The 24,912-nt window shown below is 58.5% G+C and carries 22 protein-coding genes; 9 read left to right on the top strand and 13 right to left on the bottom strand.

Going from position 1 to position 24,912, the window contains the following annotated elements; genetic code table 11:
- The first annotated feature begins 117 nt into the window (after positions 1-117).
- Complete coding sequence (locus MWH02_RS17890) at positions 118-1,470, top strand: MFS transporter (protein ID WP_271461157.1); 1,353 nt, start codon at positions 118-120, stop codon at positions 1,468-1,470.
- Positions 1,471-1,879: 409 nt separating this feature from the next.
- Here the strand turns inward: MWH02_RS17890 and MWH02_RS17885 are convergent, their stop codons facing one another.
- Both MWH02_RS17885 and MWH02_RS17880 read right to left on the bottom strand, forming a co-directional pair.
- Complete coding sequence (locus MWH02_RS17885; protein WP_110867695.1) at positions 1,880-2,794, bottom strand: LysR family transcriptional regulator; 915 nt, start codon at positions 2,792-2,794, stop codon at positions 1,880-1,882.
- Between the two features lie 2 nt (positions 2,795-2,796).
- Positions 2,797-3,852: a dipeptidase gene (locus MWH02_RS17880; RefSeq protein WP_271461156.1), complete on the bottom strand. Its 1,056-nt coding sequence runs from the start codon at positions 3,850-3,852 to the stop codon at positions 2,797-2,799.
- A 198-nt stretch (positions 3,853-4,050) separates the two neighbouring features.
- Between MWH02_RS17880 and MWH02_RS17875 the strand changes: the two genes are divergently transcribed.
- From MWH02_RS17875 to MWH02_RS17850, 6 genes are read left to right on the top strand one after another with little or no spacing between them, the layout of a single operon-like run.
- Entirely contained in the window at positions 4,051-5,646 is a 1,596-nt protein-coding gene (locus tag MWH02_RS17875; RefSeq protein WP_271461155.1) for an ABC transporter substrate-binding protein, read from the top strand.
- The gene (locus MWH02_RS17870) at positions 5,646-6,656 is read left to right on the top strand and encodes an ABC transporter permease (protein WP_271461154.1); all 1,011 of its coding nucleotides are present in this window, start codon (positions 5,646-5,648) and stop codon (positions 6,654-6,656) included. Before MWH02_RS17875 ends, MWH02_RS17870 begins: the two co-directional genes overlap by 1 nt.
- Positions 6,653-7,552 (top strand): ABC transporter permease, encoded by a 900-nt coding sequence (locus MWH02_RS17865; RefSeq protein ID WP_061719814.1) that lies wholly within the window; start codon positions 6,653-6,655, stop codon positions 7,550-7,552. The genes MWH02_RS17870 and MWH02_RS17865 overlap by 4 nt, the downstream gene beginning before the upstream one ends.
- A complete protein-coding gene (locus MWH02_RS17860; protein ID WP_192236919.1) occupies positions 7,553-8,380 on the top strand; it encodes an ABC transporter ATP-binding protein in 828 nt (275 codons plus the stop codon).
- Between the two features lie 3 nt (positions 8,381-8,383).
- On the top strand, positions 8,384-9,124 hold the full coding sequence (locus tag MWH02_RS17855) for an ABC transporter ATP-binding protein (RefSeq protein ID WP_271461153.1): 741 nt from the start codon (positions 8,384-8,386) through the stop codon (positions 9,122-9,124).
- Complete coding sequence (locus tag MWH02_RS17850) at positions 9,121-10,647, top strand: serine hydrolase domain-containing protein (protein ID WP_271461152.1); 1,527 nt, start codon at positions 9,121-9,123, stop codon at positions 10,645-10,647. The genes MWH02_RS17855 and MWH02_RS17850 overlap by 4 nt, the downstream gene beginning before the upstream one ends.
- A 111-nt stretch (positions 10,648-10,758) precedes the next feature.
- On the opposite strand, the gene MWH02_RS17845 is transcribed toward MWH02_RS17850, so the two are convergent.
- From MWH02_RS17845 to mntP, 11 genes are all read right to left on the bottom strand, one after another.
- Positions 10,759-11,595: a fumarylacetoacetate hydrolase family protein gene (locus tag MWH02_RS17845; RefSeq protein ID WP_101762766.1), complete on the bottom strand. Its 837-nt coding sequence runs from the start codon at positions 11,593-11,595 to the stop codon at positions 10,759-10,761.
- A 159-nt stretch (positions 11,596-11,754) separates the two neighbouring features.
- Entirely contained in the window at positions 11,755-12,576 is an 822-nt protein-coding gene (locus tag MWH02_RS17840) for a M55 family metallopeptidase (RefSeq protein ID WP_271461151.1), read from the bottom strand.
- On the bottom strand, positions 12,573-13,616 hold the full coding sequence (locus tag MWH02_RS17835) for a DmpA family aminopeptidase (protein WP_271461150.1): 1,044 nt from the start codon (positions 13,614-13,616) through the stop codon (positions 12,573-12,575). Before MWH02_RS17835 ends, MWH02_RS17840 begins: the two co-directional genes overlap by 4 nt.
- A 2-nt stretch (positions 13,617-13,618) precedes the next feature.
- Positions 13,619-14,503, bottom strand: coding sequence for an ABC transporter permease subunit (locus MWH02_RS17830; protein ID WP_007891891.1), 885 nt, complete (start codon positions 14,501-14,503; stop codon positions 13,619-13,621).
- Positions 14,503-15,432, bottom strand: a complete 930-nt coding sequence (locus MWH02_RS17825; RefSeq protein WP_008106670.1) for an ABC transporter permease — start codon at positions 15,430-15,432, stop codon at positions 14,503-14,505. Before MWH02_RS17825 ends, MWH02_RS17830 begins: the two co-directional genes overlap by 1 nt.
- A gap of 307 nt (positions 15,433-15,739) precedes the next feature.
- On the bottom strand, positions 15,740-17,281 hold the full coding sequence (locus MWH02_RS17820; RefSeq protein WP_110867705.1) for a glutathione ABC transporter substrate-binding protein: 1,542 nt from the start codon (positions 17,279-17,281) through the stop codon (positions 15,740-15,742).
- A gap of 21 nt (positions 17,282-17,302) precedes the next feature.
- A complete protein-coding gene (locus MWH02_RS17815; RefSeq protein WP_271461149.1) occupies positions 17,303-19,165 on the bottom strand; it encodes an ABC transporter ATP-binding protein in 1,863 nt (620 codons plus the stop codon).
- 18 nt (positions 19,166-19,183) lie between these two features.
- A complete protein-coding gene (dgcA, locus tag MWH02_RS17810; RefSeq protein WP_217549813.1) occupies positions 19,184-20,149 on the bottom strand; it encodes an N-acetyl-D-Glu racemase DgcA in 966 nt (321 codons plus the stop codon).
- A gap of 1 nt (position 20,150) precedes the next feature.
- Positions 20,151-21,158: an N-acetyltransferase DgcN gene (dgcN, locus tag MWH02_RS17805; RefSeq protein WP_192236912.1), complete on the bottom strand. Its 1,008-nt coding sequence runs from the start codon at positions 21,156-21,158 to the stop codon at positions 20,151-20,153.
- Between the two features lie 249 nt (positions 21,159-21,407).
- A complete protein-coding gene (azuC, locus tag MWH02_RS23145) occupies positions 21,408-21,485 on the bottom strand; it encodes a stress response protein AzuC (protein ID WP_141400269.1) in 78 nt (25 codons plus the stop codon).
- 152 nt (positions 21,486-21,637) lie between these two features.
- A complete protein-coding gene (gene mntP / locus MWH02_RS17800) occupies positions 21,638-22,210 on the bottom strand; it encodes a manganese efflux pump MntP (protein ID WP_101762773.1) in 573 nt (190 codons plus the stop codon).
- A 284-nt stretch (positions 22,211-22,494) separates the two neighbouring features.
- Between mntP and MWH02_RS17795 the strand changes: the two genes are divergently transcribed.
- Together MWH02_RS17795 and mqo are read left to right on the top strand one after the other, a co-directional pair.
- On the top strand, positions 22,495-22,734 hold the full coding sequence (locus MWH02_RS17795) for a DUF1158 domain-containing protein (RefSeq protein ID WP_222185956.1): 240 nt from the start codon (positions 22,495-22,497) through the stop codon (positions 22,732-22,734).
- A 535-nt stretch (positions 22,735-23,269) separates the two neighbouring features.
- Complete coding sequence (mqo, locus tag MWH02_RS17790; RefSeq protein ID WP_192236910.1) at positions 23,270-24,880, top strand: malate dehydrogenase (quinone); 1,611 nt, start codon at positions 23,270-23,272, stop codon at positions 24,878-24,880.
- Positions 24,881-24,912: the final 32 nt, after the last annotated feature.

Genomic DNA, 24,912 nt, shown 5'->3' with positions numbered 1-24,912 from the left:
ACATCCCGATCTGATTGCTTCTAGTCTCGAAGTCAATCCGTTGGGGCAGCACCGTTTTGCTGCCGCAGGATCCCACACAAACGCATAACGATAAGTACCCAGATCCGGGAGGTCGCAATGGAAAATACTTCGGCTCGTGGCCGCGAAAACGCGCCACAACCGGCTGCAGACGGGCAAGATTTTATCCCGGCACGCAGTGACGTGGTGCGCTCGCCGCGCATTAGAAAGATCCAGATTACCGCCATGCTGCTGCTGCTGTTCGCCGCCATGATCAACTATCTCGACCGCAGTTCGCTGTCGGTGGCCAATATGACCATCCGGGGAGAACTGGGTTTATCCGCGACTGAAATTGGCGTGCTGCTGTCGGCCTTCTCGCTGGCGTATGGCTTAGCGCAGCTGCCGTGCGGTGCGCTGCTCGATCGCAAAGGGCCGCGCATCATGCTGGCGATTGGTATGTTCTTCTGGTCGCTGTTCCAGGCGGCCGCCGGTTTGGTGCATAACTTCACCCAGTTTATTTTGGTGCGTATCGGGTTAGGTATTGGCGAAGCACCGATGAACCCGTGCGGCGTGAAGGTGATCAACGACTGGTTCAACATCAAAGATCGCGGCATGCCGATGGGCATGTTTAACGCCGCTTCGATGATTGGCTTGTCGATTGCGCCACCGATTCTGGCCGCGATGATGATGGTGATGGGCTGGCGCGGCATGTTTATCACTATCGGCGTGCTCGGCATGTTTCTCGCCATCGGCTGGTATCTGATGTACCGCGATCGCGATAACAACACGCTGAGCGGTGAAGAGATTCATTATCTGCAGGCGGGCAGCGTGGCATCACGCAAAGAGCCGCTGAGTTTTGCCGAGTGGCGCGGCCTGTTCAAACAGCGCACCATGTGGGGCATGATGATTGGCTTCAGCGGCATCAACTACACCGCGTGGCTGTATATCGCGTGGCTGCCGGGCTATCTGCAATCCACTTATAATCTTGATCTGAAAAGCACCGGTTTACTGGCCGCGATTCCATTCCTGTTCGGCGCGGCGGGCATGCTGCTGAACGGTTATGTGGTCGATGCGCTGGTGCGTCGCGGCCATGATGCGGTGAAGGTGCGTAAGATCTCAATCGTCACCGGCATGCTGTTGTCCGCCGCGTTTACCGCCTTTGTAACGCGTGCCACCGACACCACCAGCGCGGTCACCATGATTGGTATGGCGCTGTTCTGCATCCACTTTGCCGGTACATCGTGCTGGGGTCTGATTCACGCCAACGTCACGGCGCGCATGACCGCCTCGGTCGGCAGCATCCAGAACTTCGCCAGCTTCGTGTTCGCCTCGTTCGCCCCGGTGATCACCGGTTGGGTGCTGGATACCACCAAGTCGTTTAGCCTGGCGTTGATGATTTGCGCCGGTGTCACGGTGGTGGGTGCGCTGGCCTATTTGCTGCTGGTGCGTAAGCCGATTACCGATGGGGTTTGAATGGTCGCCAGGAATGGCGTAATACATGTCAGTTAAGCGCAGTGCGACTTTCGTTCGCCTCGTACTGAGGCAGTTGCAGCACCTTCGTGCGGCGACCGAGCAGAGGGCGTCTGGCCACGCCCTCTGCACTCCCAGGCCTTGCGCCAGCCCAACCCGCCGCTTCGCGGTACCTTCACTCATTCACGATTCCTGACGGACCGGTGTCGATTCGCTCCTGCTCAACGCCACCTCTCGCCGCATCCATGCGGCTCGTCCTGGAATCCCTCAATCGTTCAGCGGATTGGGATGTCGCCTCAACACCCTCGCTGCAGCAGCAATGCGTTTTCTTAATTCACAATCGCTATAAGCTCCGTAAAGTCGCCATGCATGGCGACCGGATGCCTATGAATATGCGCACCGGCAATTGGCGTTATGCCGGGTGGGTGAAAAACTGCGATTCGCATTGGCGCGCGATCTCCCACAGCTTGTTGCGAATCACCTGTTTCAGCTGCAGCGTTGATTGCGACTGCGGTTGATCGCGGCGACTGATTAACATCACCTCAAACGGTAGCGGCTGCGCGACCGGCAACAACTTGAGCTGGTCGGCATAACGGCACGCGGTAAACAGATCGACAATCCCGACGCCGCCGCCCGCCAGCACCATATCAGCAATCACCGAATAGGTTTTAATCGACAGCGATACCGCCGGATTGAGCCCTTTATCGCGCAGCGCGCGGTGCAGCACCCGACCAAGCGGATCCTGATTCTGCATCATCAACAGGTTGTTGGCGCACAGCCACTCCAGCGTCACCGGCTCATGGTGGGTGTGATCGCGCGGCAGCAACGCCACCATCGACGACTGAAACAGCGGTTCCGCCAGTAAATCGGCATCCACCTGCTGACCAAACACCAGCGCGAAATCGAGCTGATTATCCATCAGCATGCGGCACAAGGTGCTGAAGTGCTCGGTGACCAGTTCCACGCTGACCGACGCCGCCTGTTGCCGCCAGTTCACCAGCGCGGGTGCTAATACCATCTGACCAAACGCATGCGCAGCACCGACGCGCACCGTTTGCCCTTCACCGCGCCGCAGTTGCTCGGTCAGTTGGGTAATCGCCTGTAAACGCTGATAGATATCTTCCACTTCCGGCAGCAAGCGCCGCCCTTCTGCCGTCACCACCATGCCCTGCGCGCGCCGCTCAAACAGCGCAAAACCGAGCTGCTGCTCGGCGTGATTAAGCACGCGGCTGACATTCGGCTGCGACACATTCAGCAAACGCGCCGCCGCACTGATGCTGCCGGTCTGCACAATCGCCTGAAAGACTTCAATATGCCGCAGCCGCATGATTATTCGCCCCAGGTGGCTTCAAGCACGCGCAGCCAGTTGCCGTGGCAAATCTTCTCCAGCAGCTCGCGTGAATAGCCGCGTTGCGCCAGCGCCTGCACCAGCAGCGGGAATCCGGCCACGTCCTTAAAATCGCCTGGCATGGTGGCGCCATCAAGATCCGAACCAAAACCGACGCCCTCTTCCCCCACTTTTTCCAGCAGATACTCAACGTGACGCACGATGGCATCGACGCCGGTCGGCGCATGACGATCGCCATCTTCACGCAGGAACGGCACGGCAAAATTGACGCCGACAAAGCCGTTGGTTTCGGCAATCGCCGCCAGCTGGCGATCGGTGAGATTACGCGACTGCGCGCTGAGCACATGCGCGTTGGAGTGGCTCGCCACCAGCGGCGCATCGCTGATTTCCGCGGTGTGCCAGAAGCCTTTCTCATCCATATGCGACAAGTCGACCATGATGCGGCGGCGATTACAGTCGCGCACCAGCTGCTTGCCTGCTGCCGTCAGGCCGTTGCCGATATCTGGCGACGAGGGATAGAGGAACGGCACGCCGTCGCCGAACTGATTCGGGCGGCTCCACAGCGGTCCCAGCGTGCGCAAGCCGCTGGCGTACAGCATGTCGAGCAGCTCGCCGTGGGTATCCAGCGCTTCCGCACCTTCGACGTGCATCACCACCGCTAACACCTTGTTCGCCATGCAGTGACGAATCTCGCGCACGCTGCGGCAAATCTTCACCTGGCCATTCGAGGCCTGCTCAATGCGCAGCAGCAGCGCCAGCATGGAAAAGGTCGCGTCGCGCGCTGAGTTGATAATTTCCCGAGGAAAATCTGCGAGGTCTGGCGCACTTCTTGCAATCAGAGGATGGGAAGGCACCCAGGTGGCGAAAATGCCACCTGCCATATTTCCCTGACGGATACGCGGCAAGTCCATTTGGCCCGTTTTGGTGCCAGTAAAAAAGGCATTAACCGCGTCCGGCTGATGGTGCTGCCACAGCTTATTCAGCACATCGTTGTGGCCGTCAAAGACCGGAATATCGAGGGTAATCGAGTCAGACATGTTGTTCAGTTCCATGTTCGGGGGAAAGCGCAGCACTGCCAGCTGGCGGAGCAAATTGCACCATAAAAGGGCAAAACCACACGCGTGAAATAAAGGACGTAGAACCGGTATTAATCCTCCGGCGGGTGCGTAAAGTCAAGACAAAAAACAATCAAATAACAATTTTTTATTTTAATTATCAATCAGTTGGGAGTTTACATGGTTACCAGAAGACGTTTTCTTGCAGGATGCACTGCTGTACCTGTTGTTTCCTACCTCAGCCTGAATTCTTCCTTTGCCGCGACGCCGCCGACCATGCTGGTGATCGCGATGCAGCTCGATAACATCACCAGCCTCGATCCACACGAAAGCTTCGAAGCCACCGGCGGCCAGATCTGCGGCAACCTCTATCAACGTCTAGTCACGCCCGATCCCAAGCAAGCCGATAAAGTGATTGGTCAACTGGCGCAAAGCTGGGACGTCAGCAGCGATAACGGCACCTACACTTTCCATCTCGATCCGGCGGCCAAATTCGCCGATGGTTCGCCGCTTACCGCAGAAGACGTGGCGTTCTCGATTGAGCGTATCGTCAAGCTGGATAAGAGCCCGGCCTTTATTATCAACCAGTTCGGCTTTACCAAAGACAACGTGACGCAGCGGGTCACCGCGAAAGATGCGCACACCGTGGAGATGAAACTCGGCGCGCCGGCGGCCGAAACCTTCCTGCTCTACTGCTTGTCCGCCACCGTCGGCAGCATCGTGTCGAAGAAAGCCTGTCTGGCGAACCAGCAGAACAATGACTTCGGTAACGGCTGGCTGAAACAGCACAGCGCCGGTTCCGGTGCCTTTACCCTGCGCACCTGGAATGCCAGCGAAACGGTGATTCTGGAGATTAGCCCGCAATATAAAGGCGCCAGCAAAACCAAACGCGTGATCCTTAAACACATCGCCGACCCAGCCGCGCAGGCGCTGATGCTGAAAAAAGGCGATGTTGATGCCGCGTATGACCTCACCACCGAACAGCTGCTGCAGGTGAAAAACGACAGCAGCGTGTCGCTGGTGAATCAGTCGCTGTCGGCCATCATGCTGATGTCGTGCAACACCAATAATCCGTATCTGAAAAAACCGCAGGTGTGGCAGGCGCTGAAGTGGGCGCTGGATTACGACAGCATTCAGAAAAACATTCTGTCGATGAGTTTTGTTACCCATCAAAGCTTCCTGCCGAGCGGCTTCCCGGCGGCGCTGGACGATACGCCATTCCACAAAGATCTGGCGAAAGCCAAAGCGCTGCTGGCCGAAGCGGGATATCCGGACGGTTTCGAAATCACCCTCGATCACTACTCCATGCAACCGTATCCGGACATCGCGCAGGCGATTCAGACGCAATTGGGCGCGATTGGCATCAAAGTGTCACTGATCGCCGCTGAAAACCGCCAGGTGCTGACCAAGATGCGTGCACGACAGCATCAGCTGGCATTGACCGTGTGGGGCGCCGATTACTTTGATCCTAACTCCAATACCGAAGCCTTCTGCGTTAACACCGACAACAGTGATAACGCGCGTGCGCGAACGCTGGCGTGGCGCTGCAGCTGGTCAGACGATGAATTTAACAAACTCACCGAGCAGGCGCTGCATGAGCCGGATCCGGCGAAGCGCATCGCGCTCTATCAGCAGATTCAGCAGTTAGGTCGCGAGAAGAGTCCGTTTATTTTCATGATGCAGAAGACCAAAAACGTGGCCACCAGCAAAGCACTGAGTGATGTCCACATGACCGTGCTGGAGCAGTGGCCGTATGCGCAGGTGAAAAAAGCCTGATGCCGTTACTGAAGAGAATCGTCAGCACCCTGGGAAGCCTGGTGCTGACGCTGTTTGGTCTGTCGGTGTTGACCTTTTTCATTGGCCGCGTCATGCCCACCGATCCGGTGCTGGCGGCGGTCGGTGATAACGCACCGCAATCGGTAGTTGAGCGCGTACGTGTGGAAATGGGGCTGGATCAGCCCCTTTACGTGCAGTTTGGTCACTACCTCAATCAACTGCTGCATGGCGATCTCGGTAAATCGATTCTCACCTCGAATCCGGTGATTACCGATATCGCCCGCTTCTTCCCCGCCACCATGGAGCTGGCAACGGCGGCCATCATCATCGCGGCGCTGGTTGGCATTCCGCTTGGCGTGTGGGCGGCGGTGCGTCAACGTTCGTGGGTCGATCAAACCATTCGCGTGATCTGTCTCGCCGGCCATTCGCTGCCGGTGTTCGTGCTGGCGCTGCTGAGCCTGCTGGTGTTCTACGCGGTGCTCGGCATTGCGCCCGGCCCCGGACGGCAGGACATCATCTGGCAGGATATGGTGCCGCAGGTCACCGGCTTCCTCACCATCGATTCGCTGCTGGCCAGAGAAACGGACGCCTTCTGGGATGCACTGGCCCACATGGCGCAGCCGGTGCTGATTCTGGCCTACTTCAGCATGGCCTACATCACGCGTATGACGCGCACCTTTATGCTTAACGCGCTGAGCGGCGAGTTCGTGATCACCGCGCGCGCCAAAGGTTTGTCATCACAGCGGGTGATTTGGCGGCATGCGTTTCCCACCGTGGCGGTTCAGCTGGTTACGGTGCTGGCGCTGACCTACGCCGGATTGCTGGAGGGCGCGGTGGTGACGGAAAACGTCTTCGCCTGGCCTGGCATCGGCCAATATCTCACTACATCGCTGATGAACGCCGACATGAACCCGGTGATCGGCGCCACTTTGCTGGTCGGCACCGTGTATGTGCTGCTCAATCAGCTGGCTGATCTTCTCTATCGACTTTGGGACCCGCGCGTAAAATGATCTTCTTCTCACGAGAATGGCTGCTCGACGACACGCCAGCCAATCGCCGCCAGGCGGTGTGGGGCCGGCGTTATCGCCTGTGGCTCAGCCTGCGCAGTAATCCGCTGGCGATGGCCGGATTGCTGGTGGTGGCGGTGATGCTGCTGCTGGCGCTGTTTGCGCCCTGGTTGACGCCGTTCGAACCCGGTATGCAGCATCTGGAAAACCGTCTGGCGGCCCCTTCCGCCGCGCACTGGCTCGGCACCGATGAGCTGGGGCGCGATGTCTGGACGCGCATTATCTACGGCGGCCGCACCACGCTCGGCATGGTGATCGCCGTGGTGCTGCTTACCGCGCCGCTCGGCCTGCTGATTGGCTGCATCGCCGGCTATGCCGGCGGTTTCATCGATAAAGCGCTGATGCGTTTGACCGACATCTTCCTCGCCTTCCCGCGTCTGATTCTGGCGCTGGCGTTTGTCGCCGCGCTGAAACCCGGCGTGGAGAGCGCGATTCTGGCGATTGCCCTGACGTCGTGGCCGCCGTATGCGCGTCTGGCGCGGGCCGAAACCCTGCAGTTCCGCCACAGCGACTTTATCGCCGCCAGCCGTCTGACCGGCGCTTCGCCGCTGCGCATTATTCTGCGCCACATCATGCCGCTGTGCGTGCCGAGCCTGATTGTGCGCGTCACGCTGGACATGAGCTCCATCATCATCACCGCTGCCAGCCTCGGTTTTCTCGGCATGGGCGCGCAGCCGCCGTCACCGGAATGGGGCACGATGATCGCCACCGCGCGTCGTTTCCTGTTCAGCGAATGGTGGGTGCCATTAATGCCGTGTATCGCGATTTTCCTGACGTCACTGGCGTTCAACTTTCTCGGCGACGGTCTGCGTGACGTGCTGGATCCCAAGGAGCGCTAAATGTTGGTGGAAATTGAGAACCTGCGCGTTGCCTTCCGCTCGCGCAGCGAAACCGTTGAAGCGGTGCGCGGCGTCAGTTTTAGCGTTGGCCACGAGAAGTTCGCCATTGTCGGCGAAAGCGGCTCAGGCAAGTCATTGACCGCGCGTAGCCTGATGCAGCTACTGCCGGGCAACGCGGAAGTCAGCGCCGACGTGCTGCGCTTTGACGGCATCGATCTACGCGGAGCCAGCGAGAAAGTGCTGCGCAGAATTCGCGGCAAGCGCGTCGGTTTTATCCTGCAGGACCCGAAATATTCGCTCAATCCGGTGATGACCATCGGCCAGCAGATTGCCGAAGCCTGGCGCGAGCACAAAGGCGGCAGCCATAAAGCGGCGATGCAGGCGGCGATTGAGCTGCTGGAGCAGGTGAAGATTCGCGACCCTGAAGCCGTGGCGCAACGCTATCCGCATGAAGTCTCGGGCGGCATGGGTCAGCGCGTGATGATTGCCATGATGCTGGCACCCGATCCGGAATTGTTGATCGCCGATGAACCCACCAGCGCGCTGGATGCCACGGTGCAGGCGGAGATTCTGAAGCTGATTGACGAGCTGGTATCGGCGCGCGGCATGGGGCTGATCCTGATTAGCCACGATTTGCCGCTGGTGTCGCACTTCTGCGATCGCGTGGCGGTGATGTACGCCGGCCGCATCGTTGAGCTGCTCGATGCCGGGCAGTTGCAGCAGGCGCAGCATCCCTATACGCGCGGTTTGCTGGCGTGTTTGCCGTCGTTGCGCCATCCGCGCGAGCGTTTACCCGTATTGCAGCGCGATGCCGCGTGGCGAGAATAATTTATGATTCAAATCGATAACCTGCGCATCAACTTCGGTGCGCACACGGCGGTAAAAGACGTCAGTTTCTCGGTCGGTAACGGCGAAAGCTTTGGCCTGGTCGGTGAAAGCGGCTCGGGCAAATCCACCATCCTGCGCGCGCTCGCCGGACTGAATGCCGACTGGCAAGGCAGCATGCTGTTTGGTGGCATGCAGCTCAGCGCCAAACGCAGCCGCGCCTTCTATCGTCAGGTGCAGATGGTATTTCAGGACCCGTTTGGTTCGCTGCATCCGCGCCAGACCATCGATCGCATCCTGCACGAACCGCTGCTGGTGCATCAGCTTGATCGCGCCGAACAGCGCATCAGCCAGGGGTTAAGCGAAGTGGGGTTGCCCGCGTCGGTGCGTTTCCGCTATCCGCATCAGCTGTCGGGCGGCCAGCGTCAGCGCGTGGCGATTGCGCGCGCGCTGATCGCCGAACCGGAAGTGCTGCTGCTGGATGAGCCGACCTCGGCGCTGGATGTGTCGGTGCAGGCCGAAATACTCAATTTACTCAGCGATCTCCGCAGCGAGCGCAAACTCACCTACATTATGGTGACGCATAACCTCGCGGTGGTAACGCATCTGTGTCAGCGCATTGGCGTGATGCAGAATGGCGAGATGGTGGAACAGCTGAGCGCCGACGATCTGCGCGCGCGGCGCATCCAGCATCCACATACCGCCCAACTTTTCGATCTCAGCATGACGCTGGAGGAACCGGCATGACCGCTTACTGGCAACGCGCCGCGGATGTCGCACAACAGATCACTGAAAGCTGGCAACAGCCAGGCGCGCCGGGCGGTGCGATGATCCTGTTTGATGCGCAGCAGATTCACTCAACGCACTGCGCCGGATTAGCTGATTTGGCGCAGCAAACGCCGTTTAGCGCCGACAGCGTGGTGCGTTTCGCCTCCATCACCAAACATCTGTTTGCCGCGCTGGTGACCGGACCGGGACGCCGCTATCTCAAGCTCGACGATCCGCTGGTGCAGCATCTGCCGCAGCTGAGCGGAGCCAACGGCCAGATCACCGTCGGCCAGGCGCTGGATATGAGCAGCGGTTTGCCGGACGTGCGCGAAACCTTATCGCTGCTGGGATTGTCGGTGTACAACGCCACCCGCGCCGACGACCTGCTGGATTTTGTCGCGCGCGAAGGCGATCTCAACTACGCGCCCGGCAGCGAAATCTCCTACACCAATACCGGTTATCGGCTGGTTGAAGAGGCGCTGAAAGCCAAAGGCGTGTTATTCAATGACCTGCTGCAGCAGTACATCTGCGATCCGCTGGACATCAACCTGATTGCGCCGGAAAGCTGGTTCGATATTGTGCCCGGTTTAGTGCCCGGCTACTGGCAAAACGGCGCGCAGTGGCAACTCTCCAGCGCCGGTTTGCATCTCTCGGCATCGGGCAGCGTCACTGGCAGCCTGAATCATCTGACGCGCTGGCTGCAAAGCCTGCTGGCCGATAGCGGGCCGGGCGCGGGCGTGCTGCAGCGCCTGAGCGCGCCGCGCAATCTCAACGATGGTCGCACCAGCGGATACGGTTTGGGCATCACCAGCTCGACGCTTGGCAGCCAGACGCTGTTCGGTCACGGCGGTTCGCATGCCGGTTATAAGAGCTATTTCCTGCTGCATCCGGAGCTGAAAATCGGCGTGGCGCTGGTCGCCAACCGCGAAGATGTCACCACGTCGGAAAGCGTGCTGCGCGTGATGGCGGCGCTGCTCAATCGCGCGTTACCGGAGAAAGGACACGATTTAACGCCCGGACTTTACGTGGCGGAAGACGCCGCCGACTGGCTGGAAATCAAAGGCGCGACCGCCACCTGGCTCGGCGCAGGCGAAACTTTGTGGCGTGACGATGTGCACGGCACGGCGGTGTCGCTCTCCAGCACTTTCCCGATGCAACTACGCCATGCTGGCGCGGCGATTGTGGGAGAGATTGGTCATGCCGCCCGACGTTTTGTGCCGGTGCAGGCCGATCAGGCCAGCCTCGATCATCTGCAGGGCCGCTGGTTCGCGCCGCAGTGGCGCAGCGAGTTGGTGATTGAGGGCGACAGCTTAATCATGGGCATCGGCCCGGCGGCGATTCGTGCGCGTTTGCAGTCGCTGGGCAACGATCGCCTATTAGCTACCGCGCAGGATGGACCGTGGGAGAAGCGCTTCGCGATTGCGCGCGAAGGCGACACGCTGCGGCTGCTGTTGAACCGCAGCCGCGTGGTGCGCTTTTTACAGACAGCACGCCCTAAATAATTCGAGTTGCAGCAAGGCGGCAAGTGGGTGAATCCCCAGGAGCTTACATCAGTAAGTGACTGGGGTGAGCACACGTAGCCAACGCAGCGGCGGCTCGAAGTATGACGGGCGCTAAGCCACGTAATGATGTAAACGGCCGATTTTCTCGATTTCGACTTCAATCTCATCGCCGGGGAACATAAACAGCGGTGGCGTGCGTTTTTTACCGACGCCGCCCGGTGAACCGGTGATGATCACATCGCCTGGCGACAGCGGGCTGAACGCGGAGATGTACTCAATGATCTTCGCCACCGGATGCACCATGCTGGCGGTGGTGTCGTTCTGCACTTCGCGCTGATTGAGCCAGGTTTTGATCGCCAGCTGCTGCGGATCGGGGATCTCGTCAGCTGTAGTCATCCACGGTCCGAAACCGCCGGTCTGCTGCCAGTTTTTCCCGGCGGTGAACCAGGTAAACTGCATGTCGCGCACCGTGGCATCCATAAAGCAGCTGTAGCCCGCAACGTGCTGCAACGCATCGGCGGCTTTCACCTGATAGGCCGCTTGGCCGATGATCACCGCCAGCTCACCTTCGTAATCAAATTCCTGCGTGGTGATGGGTTTCAGCAGCGGCTGCTGGTGCGCCGCCAGCGAATCCGCGAAACGCACAAATAGCGTCGGCGCTTCAATCGTCTCGGCAAACTCTTTGCGTTTGTCGGCGTAGTTCATGCCAACGCAGAACACTTTGCCAGGATTTTCCACCACCGGCAGGAAGCGAATGGCGCTAAACGGGTGATCAATCGGCTGGGACACATAGGCGTCGAGATCGCTTAACGCGCCGCGTTGCAGCAAGGTTTTCAGGTCCGGGCAGTCAGCACCAAGACGCAAGCCGATATCAATCACGCCCTCTTGCTGCACAATACCGTAACTTTTTCTTTGCTGGTCAATAAGATAAAAACTGCAGAGCTGCATGACTGCCTCGTTGTGATCTATAAATTGCGCGCAGGTTAGCAAAATTCAGCAGGAAATGCGGACCGACCTGATGACGCTATTTTCCACATCGCGCAATAAATTGCGCCGCTACGGTATGTGCACATATTGGTAGCGGCGCGATTTATCGCACATTTTACATTACGACTGCGTGGTCGCCAGATAGGAGAAGGCGCTCAGCAGGCTAATCAACGTGTTCATGTCATCGGCGCGATAGCCAACGGTGACCGCGTCAATGCGCGTCACGCCGGGGATCAGGCTGAACAGATCCGCCAGCACCGGTTTGCTGGCTTGCAGCTGCATCTCATAGGGCGCGCTCAGGCGCGTGGTGCTGACCTGGCGTTTGCGTTGCACGGCGGCCGTCGCTGCAGCGCGAATGACATTTTGCGCTGCCTGCGGGCTAATGGATTCGGCGCAGGTGTGCGAGATGGCGCGTTTCACGCAGACGTAATCCACCGAGGGATAATGCTCGGCAATCCAGCCTTTAAGCTGGTCGTCGCCGCTCACCAGCCACAGCGGCGTGCCCTGTTCAGCCGCGGCTGCAGCGTAAATGTCGCTTTCGCCCATCACCTTGCCGTTGATGTGAATGCGCCAGAACGCACGGCCGTTAATGGTGTGCGCCAGCACACCCGGTTCACCCGCCGCGCTGTGATAGCCGATAAAGAACAGGCCATCAAACGGCTGCTGCTCAATGCCTTCTACCATCGATAAGCCGCGCGGTTTGCCCTGCACCATGCGCGCGCGGGGATCGATATTTTCCGCACGCAGATTGGTCATCTGCGCGTGGCTGTCGGCCACCACCACTTCCGTTGCGCCGCCAGCGAAGGCGCCATCGATTGCGGCGTTAACTTCCTGTTCCATCAGTCCACGCGCCAGTTGGTATTCGGCGTGGCCGGGTGAACACTGTTCCGGCCGCATCACGCCGGCGATGCCTTCGATATCGGCTGAGATAAAGATTTTCATCGAATTAATTTATCCAATACTTCCGTTAACGACGGCCGATGATGGCCACGAAAACCGGTGACAGATTCGGCGCTGAGTAAGGCATCCAGCACCGCGTGTTCGGTGGCATCGGCGGCGGCGGCGAGCAGCGGTTCCAGCGTGGACTCTTCTGGCGGTTGCGGCTGCGGCTGGGTGGAAAACGCCAGCGCGATATCGCCCGAACCGTGGCCCCAATAGCTGCCCAGTCGTCCCAAACCGGCACCGGCGCGTTTGGCGACGCGCTTCAGCTGACGTGCATCGAGCGGCGCATCGGTCGCCATAATAATGATGATGGAACCGGCATCGCGCTGCGGCGTCAGTTCCGGCAGCAGCGGCGCGATCATTTCACCCAGGCGTACGCCATCCAGCGTCAGCGCGGTTAACGCGCCAAAGTTCGCCAGCACCAGCACGCCCAGCGTGGCGTTGAGCGACGGAATACTGCGCGATGCCGTGCCAATGCCGCCTTTCAAACTGAAACAGCTCATGCCGCGCCCGGCACCGACGCTGCCGCGCTCGAAATCTGCCGTGGCGTCATAGAGTGCTTGCTGCGCCATCGCTTCGGTGATCGCCAGCGCCTGAATATCGTTAAGCCAGCCGTCATTGCACTCCAGCGCCAGCGGATTGACCGTGGGCAAGCTGCGGCCCAACTCGCGGTTGCGGCTGATGGCATCGCGCACCAGCGTAGTAAACAGCGTGCCAACCGCCAGCGTGTTGCTCAGCAGAATCGGCGTTTGCAGCACGCCTAACTCTTCAACCTGCACCAGGCCAACCGGCTTGGCGAAACCGTTAAACACCGCCGCCGCACAAGGCAGCGGCTGGATAAACAGATTGTCGCCCGGCGGCACAATCGCGGTAACGCCGGTTTGTCGCTCGCCGTCGGCTAGCGTGTAGTGACCGACGCGCACGCCGGGCACATCGCTGATGCGATTGGTTGGCCCGCTGGCGCTGCGCGGTTGTCCCAGCTGACGCTCGTTGCGCCAGCGTTGCAGCAGCAGGTCGCGCTGCAGTTGTTGAAAGTCCATGCTTAGCTCTTCAGTTTGGGATCGAGCGTGTCGCGCAGCGCATCACCCAGCAGGTTAAACGCCAGCACGGTAATAAATATCGCCAGACCCGGAAACACGCTGACGTGCCACAAGCCCGCCATCATCATGCTGCGGCTCATCGCCAGAATATTGCCCCACTCCGGCACATCGGGTTCCGGGCCGAGGCCGATAAAACTCAGCCCGGCGGCGGTCAGAATACTGGTGCCGATACGCATCGTGAAATAGACAATCACGTTTGACAGCGTGCCCGGCAGAATATGGCGCAGCAGAATCACGCGATCCGGCGCACCGGCGCAGCGCACCGCTTCAACATAAGCTGCCTGTTTCAGCGACAGCGTAGAAGCACGCACGATACGGGCAAATACCGGCACGCTGAAGATGGCGACCGCAATGATCACGTTGTTGAGTCCCGGACCGAGAATCGCTACCACTGCAATCGCCAGCAGCATGCCGGGAAAGGCGAACAGCACGTCGGAGCCACGCATAATCAGCATATCGATCCAGCGTCCGTAATAGCCCGCCAGCAGGCCCAGCAGCACGCCGACCACCATGCCGAGCGTTACCGACAGCACGCCAACGTACAGTGAGATACGCGCGCCGAAAATGATGCGGCTGAACAGATCGCGGCCGAGTTCGTCGGTGCCCATCCAGTGCGTGCTGGACGGCGGGGATGACAGCGCCATCCAGTCCGGCGCCATCGGATCCCATGGCGCCAGCCAGGGTGCGAAAATAGCCACCAGCACCAGCAGCAGCACAAAGCCACCGGAGACCAGCGCCAGCGGATTACGCACCAGCGCGTGCAGGAAATCACGCCACGGCGAACGGATCGCCTCCTGCGCGTGGGCAGGCAGAGATTGCAGACTCATCAGGGCTCCTGTCGCAGGCGAATTGCTGGATTGACCACGGCATACAGCAGATCGACCAGCAGGTTAATGACGATAAATTCAAACACGAACAGCATGACTAATGCCTGGATCACCGGTTGATCCTGCGCCTTGATCGACTCGATCAACAGCCAGCCCAATCCCGGCCAGTTGAACACGCTTTCGACCACGATCGATCCGCCGAGTAAGAAACCGAACTGCAAACCGAGCATGGTGATCACCGGGATCAACGCATTGCGCATCACGTGTTTCCACGTTACCAGCCGATTGCGCAGCCCTTTGGCTTTGGCGGTGCGCACGTAATCTTCCTGCGCCACTTCAAGAAACGCCGAACGGGTGAAGCGCGCCATCACCGCTGCCACCGAGGAACCGAGTGTGATCGCCGGTAACACGATGTCGCTGGGCTGGTTAAAGCCGCTGACGGAGAACAGGCCAAACGGCATGGCGACGAACTGGATCAGCAGCAGACCGAGCCAGAAAGTGGGCATGGAGATGCCGCCGACGGCGACGCTCATTAAGGTCCAGTCCTGCCATTTACCGCGTTTCAGTGCGGCAAATACGCCGAGGAATAACCCCAGAATCACCGACCAGGCAAACCCGGCCAGCGCCAGCCACAGCGTCGGCATAAAGCCCTGTTTGATCACGTCCAGCACCGGCTGTTGGGTGCGATAAGTGACGCCCAGATCGCCACGCAGCAGGCCGCCGATCCAGTTGATATATTGCTGCGGCAGCGGATCGTTAAGTCCGAGATGCTGACGCGCTGCTTCCACCGCGGCCAAAGGCGCATCCGGCCCGGCGTAGATACGCGCCGGATCGCCAGGCAGCAGTTTGATGAAGCCGAAGACCAGCAGCGAGACCACCAGCAATACGGGGATCATCTCCAGCAGTCGGCGAATGATGTATGCGAACATGCGGTTCCTTTATTTTTTGGGATGGTGCTGGTTGCTCCCAGATGGTGCTGGCTGTCTCCAGATCGTGCTGGCTGTCCCCAGACCGTGCTGGCTGTCCCCCATCCCGGCCTTCCCCCGCTTGCGGGGGAAGGAGATGCTGCCACATGCCAGTGATGAAGCTGCATGTGGCAGCATCTTCCTCCCCCATTTATGGGGGAGGACCGAGGAGGGGGACAGCGAGCACATTCGTGGGGTGCAGCAAGCGCATTCGTAGGGTGCAGCAAGCACATTCGTAGGGGGACAGCGAGCACCCAACCCCACCCAACCTTTACTTAAACGTCGCCTGATTAAACAGGAAGTTACCATCCGGCAGCATCGACACACCGCTCAGCGTGCTGCGTTTGCCGACCAGGTTGTCTGGCGTGCCGAGGAACGCTACCGGTGCCTCTTTCCACAACACTTTCTGCGCTTCGGCGTAGGCTTCACCACGCTTGGCCGGATCGGCAGTGGCTAAGCCACCGGCAATCGCTTTGTCGGCTTCGGCGTTGCTGAAGTACGAAACGTTATACGAGGTCGGCACCCAGGATTCAGTGGCGTAGAGTGGACGCAAGGCCCAATCGGCATCACCGGTTGAGGTCGACCAGCCGCCGTAGTAGAGATCAAATTCCGCCTGTTTCGGGTCCTTCACGCCCCATAGTTTGGCGTTGCGCGTGCCGGAATCCATCGGCGTGACCGTGGCGCGAATGCCCACCGTTGCCAGCTGTGCTTTCAATACCTGTGCGGCACGCACGCTGGCGGTGGCGTTGGTGACCCACAGTTTGAGATCGAGGCCATTCGGATAACCGGCGGCCTTCAGCAGCGCTTTGGCTTCATCTGGCGCATAGCGGTAGTTCGGCGTAGCTTGTTTCTGGTAGAACTGCACGCCTTCCGGAATCGCTGAACTGGCCGGTTTACCCATGCCGGCAAACGCCACTTTCAGCCACAGATCGCGGTCGATGGCGTAGTTGATCGCCTGCCGCACGCGCACATCATTCAGCGGTTTGTGCTGAGTGTTAATCGCCATGTAATAGAGATAAATGCTTGGATCGCGCTGCACCGCCAGTTTGCTGTCGCTCTGCACGGTGGCGATCAGATCGGATGGCAGCGGCCAGATCGCATCCACCTGGCCCGACTTCAGCGCCGCAACGCGCGTGGCATCTTCCGGGCTGGGCGAGAAGATCACGTTATCCACTTTCGGCCAGCCTTTTTGCCAGTAGCCGTCGTATTTCGCCAGCGTCACCGCTTTGCCCGGCTGCCACGTTACAAACTTGAACGGGCCGGTGCCGACCGGATGCAGACGGAGCTGCGCTTCTTCCGGATACTGCTTGAGAATCGCCGGGCTCCACATCACCGCCGACGGATGCGCCAGCGTGTTAATGAAGGCACCAAACGATTGGTTCAGATCGATTTTCACCTGATCCGGCGCCAGCACCGTTACCTTAGCAATCATCTTGTAAAGGCTGTTGCGCTTGAGGCCTTTGCTCTGGTCGGCAAGGCGATCGAGGTTGGCTTTCACCGCTTCAGCATCGAACGGCGTGCCGTCCTGGAAGGTCACGTCTTTACGCAGCGTCAGGGTAAATTCGGTGGCGCTATCGTTGCTGGTGTAGCTGGTGGCGAGCCACGGCTGCAGCTTCATCTTTGCATCGAACTGGAACAGACGCTCGAAGATGCCGCTCTGCACCGAGTAGCTGACGTTATCGGAGGTATCGTGCGGATCGAGGCCGGTGATGTCGGCATACATCGAAATGCGCAAATCCTGCGCCTGAGCGGCGGCGGCCAGCGAGAGGGTCAATCCCAGCGCAAGCGCAGTACGGCGAAAAATCGGGTTCATGAAATCTCCTGGTATTGAGGGTTAGCGCGAAACAAAATCAGCGACCCAGTGTTGCGGGGCAACCTGGCGATAACGCGGTTTAATGACCGTTTCTCCCACCTTGCGCAGCGGCGAAGGAATTTCGCCCTCTTCGAAAGTGCGGGGTTGCCGGTTCTGGGGATCGGCCACCGGCACCGAGGCCAGCAGACGTTGGGTATAAGGATGTTGTGGCTGGTTGAACACCGATTGGCGCGGGCCCAGCTCAACAATCTGGCCGAGATACATCACCGCCACGCGGTTAGCGATACGTTCCACCACCGCCATGTCGTGCGAGATAAAAATCCACGCCACGCCGGTTTGCTGTTGCAGATCCATCATCAGGTTCACCACCTGCGCCTGAATTGAGACGTCCAGCGCCGAGACGGCTTCGTCGGCGATGATCACTTTGGGTTTCAACGCCATGGCGCGCGCAATCGCAATACGCTGGCGCTGGCCGCCGGAAAATTCGTGCGGATAGCGCCGCGCATGTTCCGGCAATAAGCCCACGCTGTTCAGCAACGCATCAACCTGCGGCGACGCTTCTTCCAGCGATTTCACCCTGCCGTGCAGCAGCAGCGGTTCGGCAATGGTGAAGCCGACAGTGAGACGTGGATTGAGCGAGGCGTAAGGATCCTGAAACACCATCTGGATTTCACGGCGCAGCGGCTGGAACTGCGCTTCTTTCAGGTTGGCGATTTCATTGCCCTGGAAATGGATGCTGTCGGCGTCGCTGTTAATCAGCCGCATCAGCGCGCGGCCGGTGGTGGATTTACCGCAGCCGCTTTCGCCGACAATCGCCAGGGTTTCACCCGGCCACAGGCTGAAGTCGATCTGCTCCACCGCGTGCACCTGATGGGTGAGCGCCGAGAAAATCCCGCTGCGAATCGGGTAGTACACTTTCAGGCCACGCACATCCAGCAGCGGCGTTTCGTCATAGCGCGCGGTGCGCTGCTCGCTGTTATCGCTAGCATTGCTGCCCAACAGCGGAAAACGCTGCGGCCATGCGTGTTCGCGCATATCGCCGAGCTTCGGCACCGCCGCCAGTAACGCTTTGGTGTAAGGATGCTGCGGCGCGTTGAAGATTTCAGTTACCGTGCCCTGTTCAACCACTTCGCCGCGCAGCATTACCACCACGCGATCGGCGATTTCTGCCACCACGCCCATGTCGTGAGTAATGAACAGCACCGCCATCTGCTTCTCGCGTTGCAGGTCGCGTAGGATGTGCAGAATGCGCGCCTGCACCGTGACATCCAGCGCGGTGGTCGGCTCATCGGCGATCAGCAGTTGCGGATCGCAGGCCAGCACCTGCGCAATCATCACGCGCTGGCGCATGCCGCCCGACAGCGAATGCGGATAGCTTTTCATTACGCGGTCCACATCGGCGATGCGCACCTGGCGCAGTAATTCACGTGCGCGCGCGTCGGCCTGACTTTTGTCGCAAATCTGATGGTCACGTAGCGCTTCAGTCAGCTGATCGCCGACGCGCAGCACCGGATTGAGCGAGGTCATCGGCTCCTGAAATATCATCGCCATTTCGCGGCCACGCAAAGCACGGCGCTGGGTTTCATTCAGCGTGGCAAGCTGATGCGCGTGGCCCTGACGATCGCGGAACTGCATGCTGCCGCGATCGATACGCCCGGATGCGGCTAGCAAGCCCATCACCGCCAGCGAGGTGACCGATTTACCCGAGCCACTTTCGCCCACCACGGCGACAATTTCGCCCTGATGAATGTTAAAACTGATGCCCTTCAACGCCTGATTTTCGCCGCTACGGCCGCGAAAACTGACGCTGAGATCCTGAATCGCGAGCACCGGTTTTGAATTGGCAACGCTGGCGGCGTTGGATGTGAGTAAAGTGTCCGTCATCGTTGCTCCGCATGCGGGTTACAGCCAGATTTGGCCTTGAGCGTAAGAAAGGAAGGGCGAGCTATCAGCGGCCAGCCAAATGGGGCCATCAAGATCGACATGTTCAGCGGCAATCGCCACCGGCAGCGCCGCTTCCATCGCCAGTGAAGAACCGAGCATGCAGCCGACCATCAACCGCATATCGTGCTTCTGCGCCTCCTCCACCATCGCCAGCGCTTCGGTCAAACCGCCGCACTTATCCAGCTTGATATTGATCATCTCGTAGCGATTGCGCAGCGGCGCGATGTCCTCGCGGGTGTGGCAGCTCTCATCGGCACACACCGGAATCGGGTGCGTGAAGCGCTGCAACGCCTGATCCTGACCCGCCGGCAGCGGCTGCTCGACCATCGCGATGTTAAAACTCGCCAGCGCGTTGAACAGGCTGGGCAAATCCACGCCCGACCAGGCTTCATTGGCATCAATGATTAAGGTGGCGCGCGGCGCGGCCTGACGAATCGCGGCGACTTTCTCCAGAATGTCGTCGCGATTAAGTTTGATTTTCAGCAGGATGGCGCCGCGTGATACCGCATCGGCAGCGGCGGCAGCCATGTTTTCGATGGAGTCGAGGCTGAGAGTTTCGGCGGTGATCACCGATGGCGGCTGACGACGCTCGCACTGTTGCCACAGCGTGTGCTTCGCCAGCGCGGCATCGAGACGCCACAGCGCACAGTCCAGCGCATTACGCGCTGAACCGGCAGACAAACGGCTTTGCAGATCGAGGCGGCTCAGGCCCGCTTCCATGTCGGCGCGCAGCGCTTCCAGTTCGGCGTTGACACTTTCTGGCGTTTCATCGTAGCGCGGCGTTGGCGTACATTCGCCGCGGCCAATAAAACCGTTCTGCTCCAGCGTCACGCGAATCACCGTGACTGCGGTGCGCGTACCGCGTGAGATGGCGAACGGACGCGCCAGCGGCAATTCCAGCACTTCAATCTGCATGCGCCGCATGTTAGCCACGCTCCTGCAGCAGCGCGGCGATATCCGCAATGCCGAAACGCACCGGATCGGTGGCAGGCACGCCGAATTCGGCGCTGATCTCTGCACAATAGGCGCGCGCTTCGTCTTCGCTGTAGTTCGAGGTGTTAATGGCGAAACCGGCCAGCTGAACCGCGTCGCTGGTAACGTGCGCTGCGCGCAGGTTGGCTTCAACGCAATCTTTCAGGCTGACCATTGGCTGATGCGGCAGATGACGCATATGCGGACGCCCCATTTCATGGCACATCACCAGCCAGTGCGGCTGCGCACCGTGGATCAGGCCCATGCTGACGCCAGCATAGGAAGGATGGAACAGCGAACCCTGACCTTCAACGATATCCCAGTGATCGGCGTCATTGGCTGGCGACAGCGCTTCGACCGCGCCGGCGATGAAGTCGGCAATCACTGCATCAATCGCGATACCTTCGCCCGCGACCAAAATACCGGTCTGGCCGGTGGCGCGGAAATCGGCTTGCATGCCGCGTTCACGCATCGCGGCTTCCAGCGCCAGCGAGGTGTACATCTTGCCTACCGAGCAATCGGTGCCGACAGTAAGTACACGCTTACCTGTGCGCTTTTTACCGCTGCCGACCTCCAGTTTTGGGCGCATGTGGCGCAGGTCGAACAGCTCAACGCCGAACTCTTTGGCCAACGCCACCAGCTCCGGCTCATCCACCAGACGATGGTGCAAACCGCTGGCCACGTTCATCCCGGCAGAGAGGGCGCTTTTTACCGTGTCGAGCCAATGCGTGGGCAAGTAACCGCCGGCATTGGCGGTGCCGAGCACCAGCGTTTTGGCACCGCGCGCTTTGGCAGCGGCGATGTCGAGGACGTCGAGGCCAAGCGTGACGGTGCAGCCCGGCAGTTTGATTTCGCCAACGCACTGCTCTGGACGCCAGACGTGAATGCCGCGTGCGGTTTTAGCGGCCAGTGGATCGGTTACATCGCCGAGGAAGAGTAAATAAGGTTGTGGGATCAGCATGATGTTTCTCGTTTCAGACGGTTTATAGGGCCTGAATTGACTATTTCACGCAGAAGATGGGGTGACGAATGCTTGTTTAGTAGCGGGGTATAACGTGCGGCTATAGCCAGATCGAAATCTAATGGCTGAGGAGTTTTATCAGCGAGTTAGGGGAAAAATGGGGAGATTAGCGGCTGGAGAGATAAGAAAATCGTTGATAACCACAGGTCGATCCCTGACCGCGATTATCGAGGGTATTTGACGGAATGCTTAGTTTAAAGCACCCGGCGGTACGTGTTTGAAAGTCTCGACATAAGAACGGAACACGTAGCGGAAAAAGCGTTTCATAAAGCACCTGGTTCAAAAATTGTTGAAGAAATACGCAAAAAGTATAGCCGCTGAGCGTTTTTACCGCAATTATTTTTGAAGTAGATCACAGAATTGGGGGTTGGTGCGGGTGTTAAGAAGAGGTCGCCATGAATGGCACAACGACAACGTGGTTAGTTAAACCAGCCTAAATGCTCGCTTAAAATGGTGCAGCCAATGCTGATCAGCACTACTCCGCCCAACACTTCCGCCCATTTGCCCATCACCGGGCCGATAAAGCGTCCAACCAATACGCCGGTGGTTGCCATGATAGTGGTCGCCGCGCCGATGGTGACGGCGGTCATGATGATATTCACCTGCAGGAACGCCAGGCCAACACCGACGGCCAGCGCATCAAGACTGGTGGCGACGGCGGTTAACGCCAGCACCATAAAACCATGACGCTGCGGCGCTTCGCACGGCTCGTCAGCGGTTTGACGAAAACCTTCCATCATCATACGGCCGCCCAGCACGGTTAACAGCACGAATGCCACCCAATGATCCCACGCCATGATGTAGCGGCTGGCCGCGAGGCCAATTGCCCAGCCAATCAGCGGCGTCAACATTTCGATAACGCCGAAAATCAGGCCGGTTCGCAGCGCCTCTTTGAAACCTGGGCGATGCAGCGACGCGCCTTTGCCCAGTGCTGCGGCGAAAGCGTCCATCGACATGCCAAAGGCCAAAATCAGGGTTGCGATAAATGTCATGGGTTTTTAATCAATGCCGCGGAACCGGCGTTAAAGCCGCTACTTGTCCGCATTTATTGTTCAGTAATGAAAAAGTGCGCGCAGTCTAACACGCAAAAACGTCAAAAAAAAGATAGTAAAATCAGGGATTTAAGTATAGCAAAGGCTATAACTCTTAACTTCCGCTATTTTTGACGCTAAGTGAATGGAATAGAAGAAATTTCTGAGCGCGATCCGGCGCGGGGATTGCACCGTAGCGCGGTTTTATGCGCTAATGCCCGCGCTAACTGATTTGGACAATGACCATGAATAACCCATTCGAAACGCTGATCATCCCAGGCGGCATTCTGCTGCTAGGCTTTCTTTCCGCCCTGCTGCTGCCCGCGCCTTCATTTGGTATTGAGCTGGCAAAACAATTGCAGGAAACCCTGCATCTGATGGATGTTAATCAGCTGTATACCATCGTCTTTAGTTTGTGGTTTTTGCTGCTGGGCGCGATCGAGTTTTTCGTCATTCGCTTCCTGTGGCGCCGCCGATCGCGCTGATCGTTTTTCCGGCAAGGTGATGCATTTTTCTTCTGGCAGCTTTACGCGGCCAGACCTCAATTCATCACCACAAAAATGTAACATTACTTTTACACGACATGGCGAAATATCGCGCAACATAAAATCCGCATAAATAATCAATTTAGTTAAAACATATATTTTTCAACACATTAAAATGTGATGCATATCACCCGCCGTTTTCACCCCGGTCAAAACCCCTCACAATAGCGTAACAACTGCATTACGCTAACCGTCTGATTAAGAGATAAAAATCCCTTATGACCGCGAGGTTGAGCTGATTAATTCTTATGCTGAATCATTTCCGCCTTTAAAAAATAAACAAACGTTTAATTCCGATACGAGAATGTTATATTCGAATGCATATGCATAACGTGCAGTTAACCGTTATCGTCCCCGTGACTTATACCTGAGTCTTAACCTTTGAGAGATAGCGCCACGCGCTCGAAAGAAGCGCGGCTATTTCGCCTGCGAACCTGTTGAGCTTCAGGTCAACAGAGAGAGGAGATGTCGCCTCATGAGTACTACTGCGGTAAATCTGGCGCTCGCCGCCGCTTCAATGGAAAGTGCAAACCTTCAGGAACGAAAAGACGTCGACGTACTGCTGATTGGCGCAGGCGTGATGAGTGCGACTTTGGGCGCATGGCTGCAAGATCTCGAGCCTGACTGGTCGATCGAGATGGTTGAACGTCTTGATGATGTGGCCGTTGAATCCTCTAATGGCTGGAACAACGCCGGAACCGGTCACGCCGCGCTGGCGGAGCTCAACTATACGCCGCAGAAGGCGGATGGCAGCATCGACATCGCCAAAGCGGTCGCGATTAATGAATCGTTCCAGATTTCGCGTCAGTTCTGGGCGTATCACGTGCAGAAAGGCAACCTGCGCAATCCCAAAAGCTTTATCCACAGTACGCCGCACATGAGTTTCGTCTGGGGCGACGATAACGTTGAATTCCTGCGTAAGCGTTTCAATGCGCTGCAGAAAAGCACGCTGTTCCGCGGCATGAATTACTCTGAAGATCGCGATCAAATCACGGAGTGGATTCCGCTGGTGATGAACGGCCGCGACAGCAAACAGAAAGTGGCGGCGACCTGGACTGAAATGGGTACCGACGTGAACTTCGGTGAAGTAACGCGTCAGCTGATTGCCTCGTTAGAGAAGAAAGCCAATTTCCGCCTGCGTCTGCGCCAGGAAGTGCGTGATATCAAACGCCTGAGCGACGGTCGCTGGCAGGTCACGCTGCATAATCTGGCCAGCGGTGAAAATCGTGTGCTGACCACGCGCCAGCTGTTTATCGGTGCCGGCGGTGCGGCGTTGCCGCTGCTGCAGAAATCCGGCATTCCGGAAGTGAAAGGCTACGCCGGTTTCCCGGTGGGCGGTTCATTCCTGGTGACGGAAAATCCTGACGTGGTGAAACAGCATATGGCGAAGGTGTATGGCAAAGCCAGCGTCGGCGCACCGCCGATGTCGGTGCCGCACGTCGATACCCGCGTGCTGGATGGCAAACAGGTGCTGCTGTTTGGGCCGTTTGCTACCTTCTCAACCAAATTCCTCAAAGAGGGTTCGCTGCTGGATATGTTCGGCGCGATGAACACCAGCAACCTCAAGCCGATGGTGCAGGTTGGCCTGAAAAGTTTCGACCTGGTGAAATATCTGGTTGATCAGGTGCTGCAAAGCGACAGCGATCGTATGGAAGCGTTGCGCGCTTACGTGCCGCAGGCGAAGCAGGAAGATTGGCGTTTAGTCACTGCCGGCCAGCGCGTGCAAATCATCAAGAACGATGCCGTTGAAGGTGGCGTGCTGCGTCTTGGTACTGAAGTGGTGACTTCGGAAGATGGCACCATTTCCGCCCTGCTGGGTGCCTCGCCGGGCGCCTCCACCGCCGCACCGATTATGCTTGAGCTGATGGCGAAAGCCTTCCCGGAACAGATGCGTTCACCGGAGTGGCAGACCAAAATCCGCATGGTGATCCCATCGTGGGGCCGCAAGCTGAACGGCGACGTCGCACTGACCGAGAAAGTGCTGGCCGATACCAGTCGCGTGCTGCAACTCGACTACGAACCGGTGATTACACCCGATGCCGCCAACGATGAAGCGCGCGAAACCGCGCACGTGGTGGGCAAGTAACAAGGTAGTATCAGATGTTGGCAAGATGAGAG

Source organism: Pantoea leporis, from assembly GCF_028048155.1.
In the GTDB taxonomy this organism is placed as follows: Bacteria; Pseudomonadota; Gammaproteobacteria; order Enterobacterales; family Enterobacteriaceae; genus Pantoea; species Pantoea leporis.
Note: the sequence above shows the minus strand (reverse complement) of the source record. Positions and strands in the feature narration are given on the sequence as shown.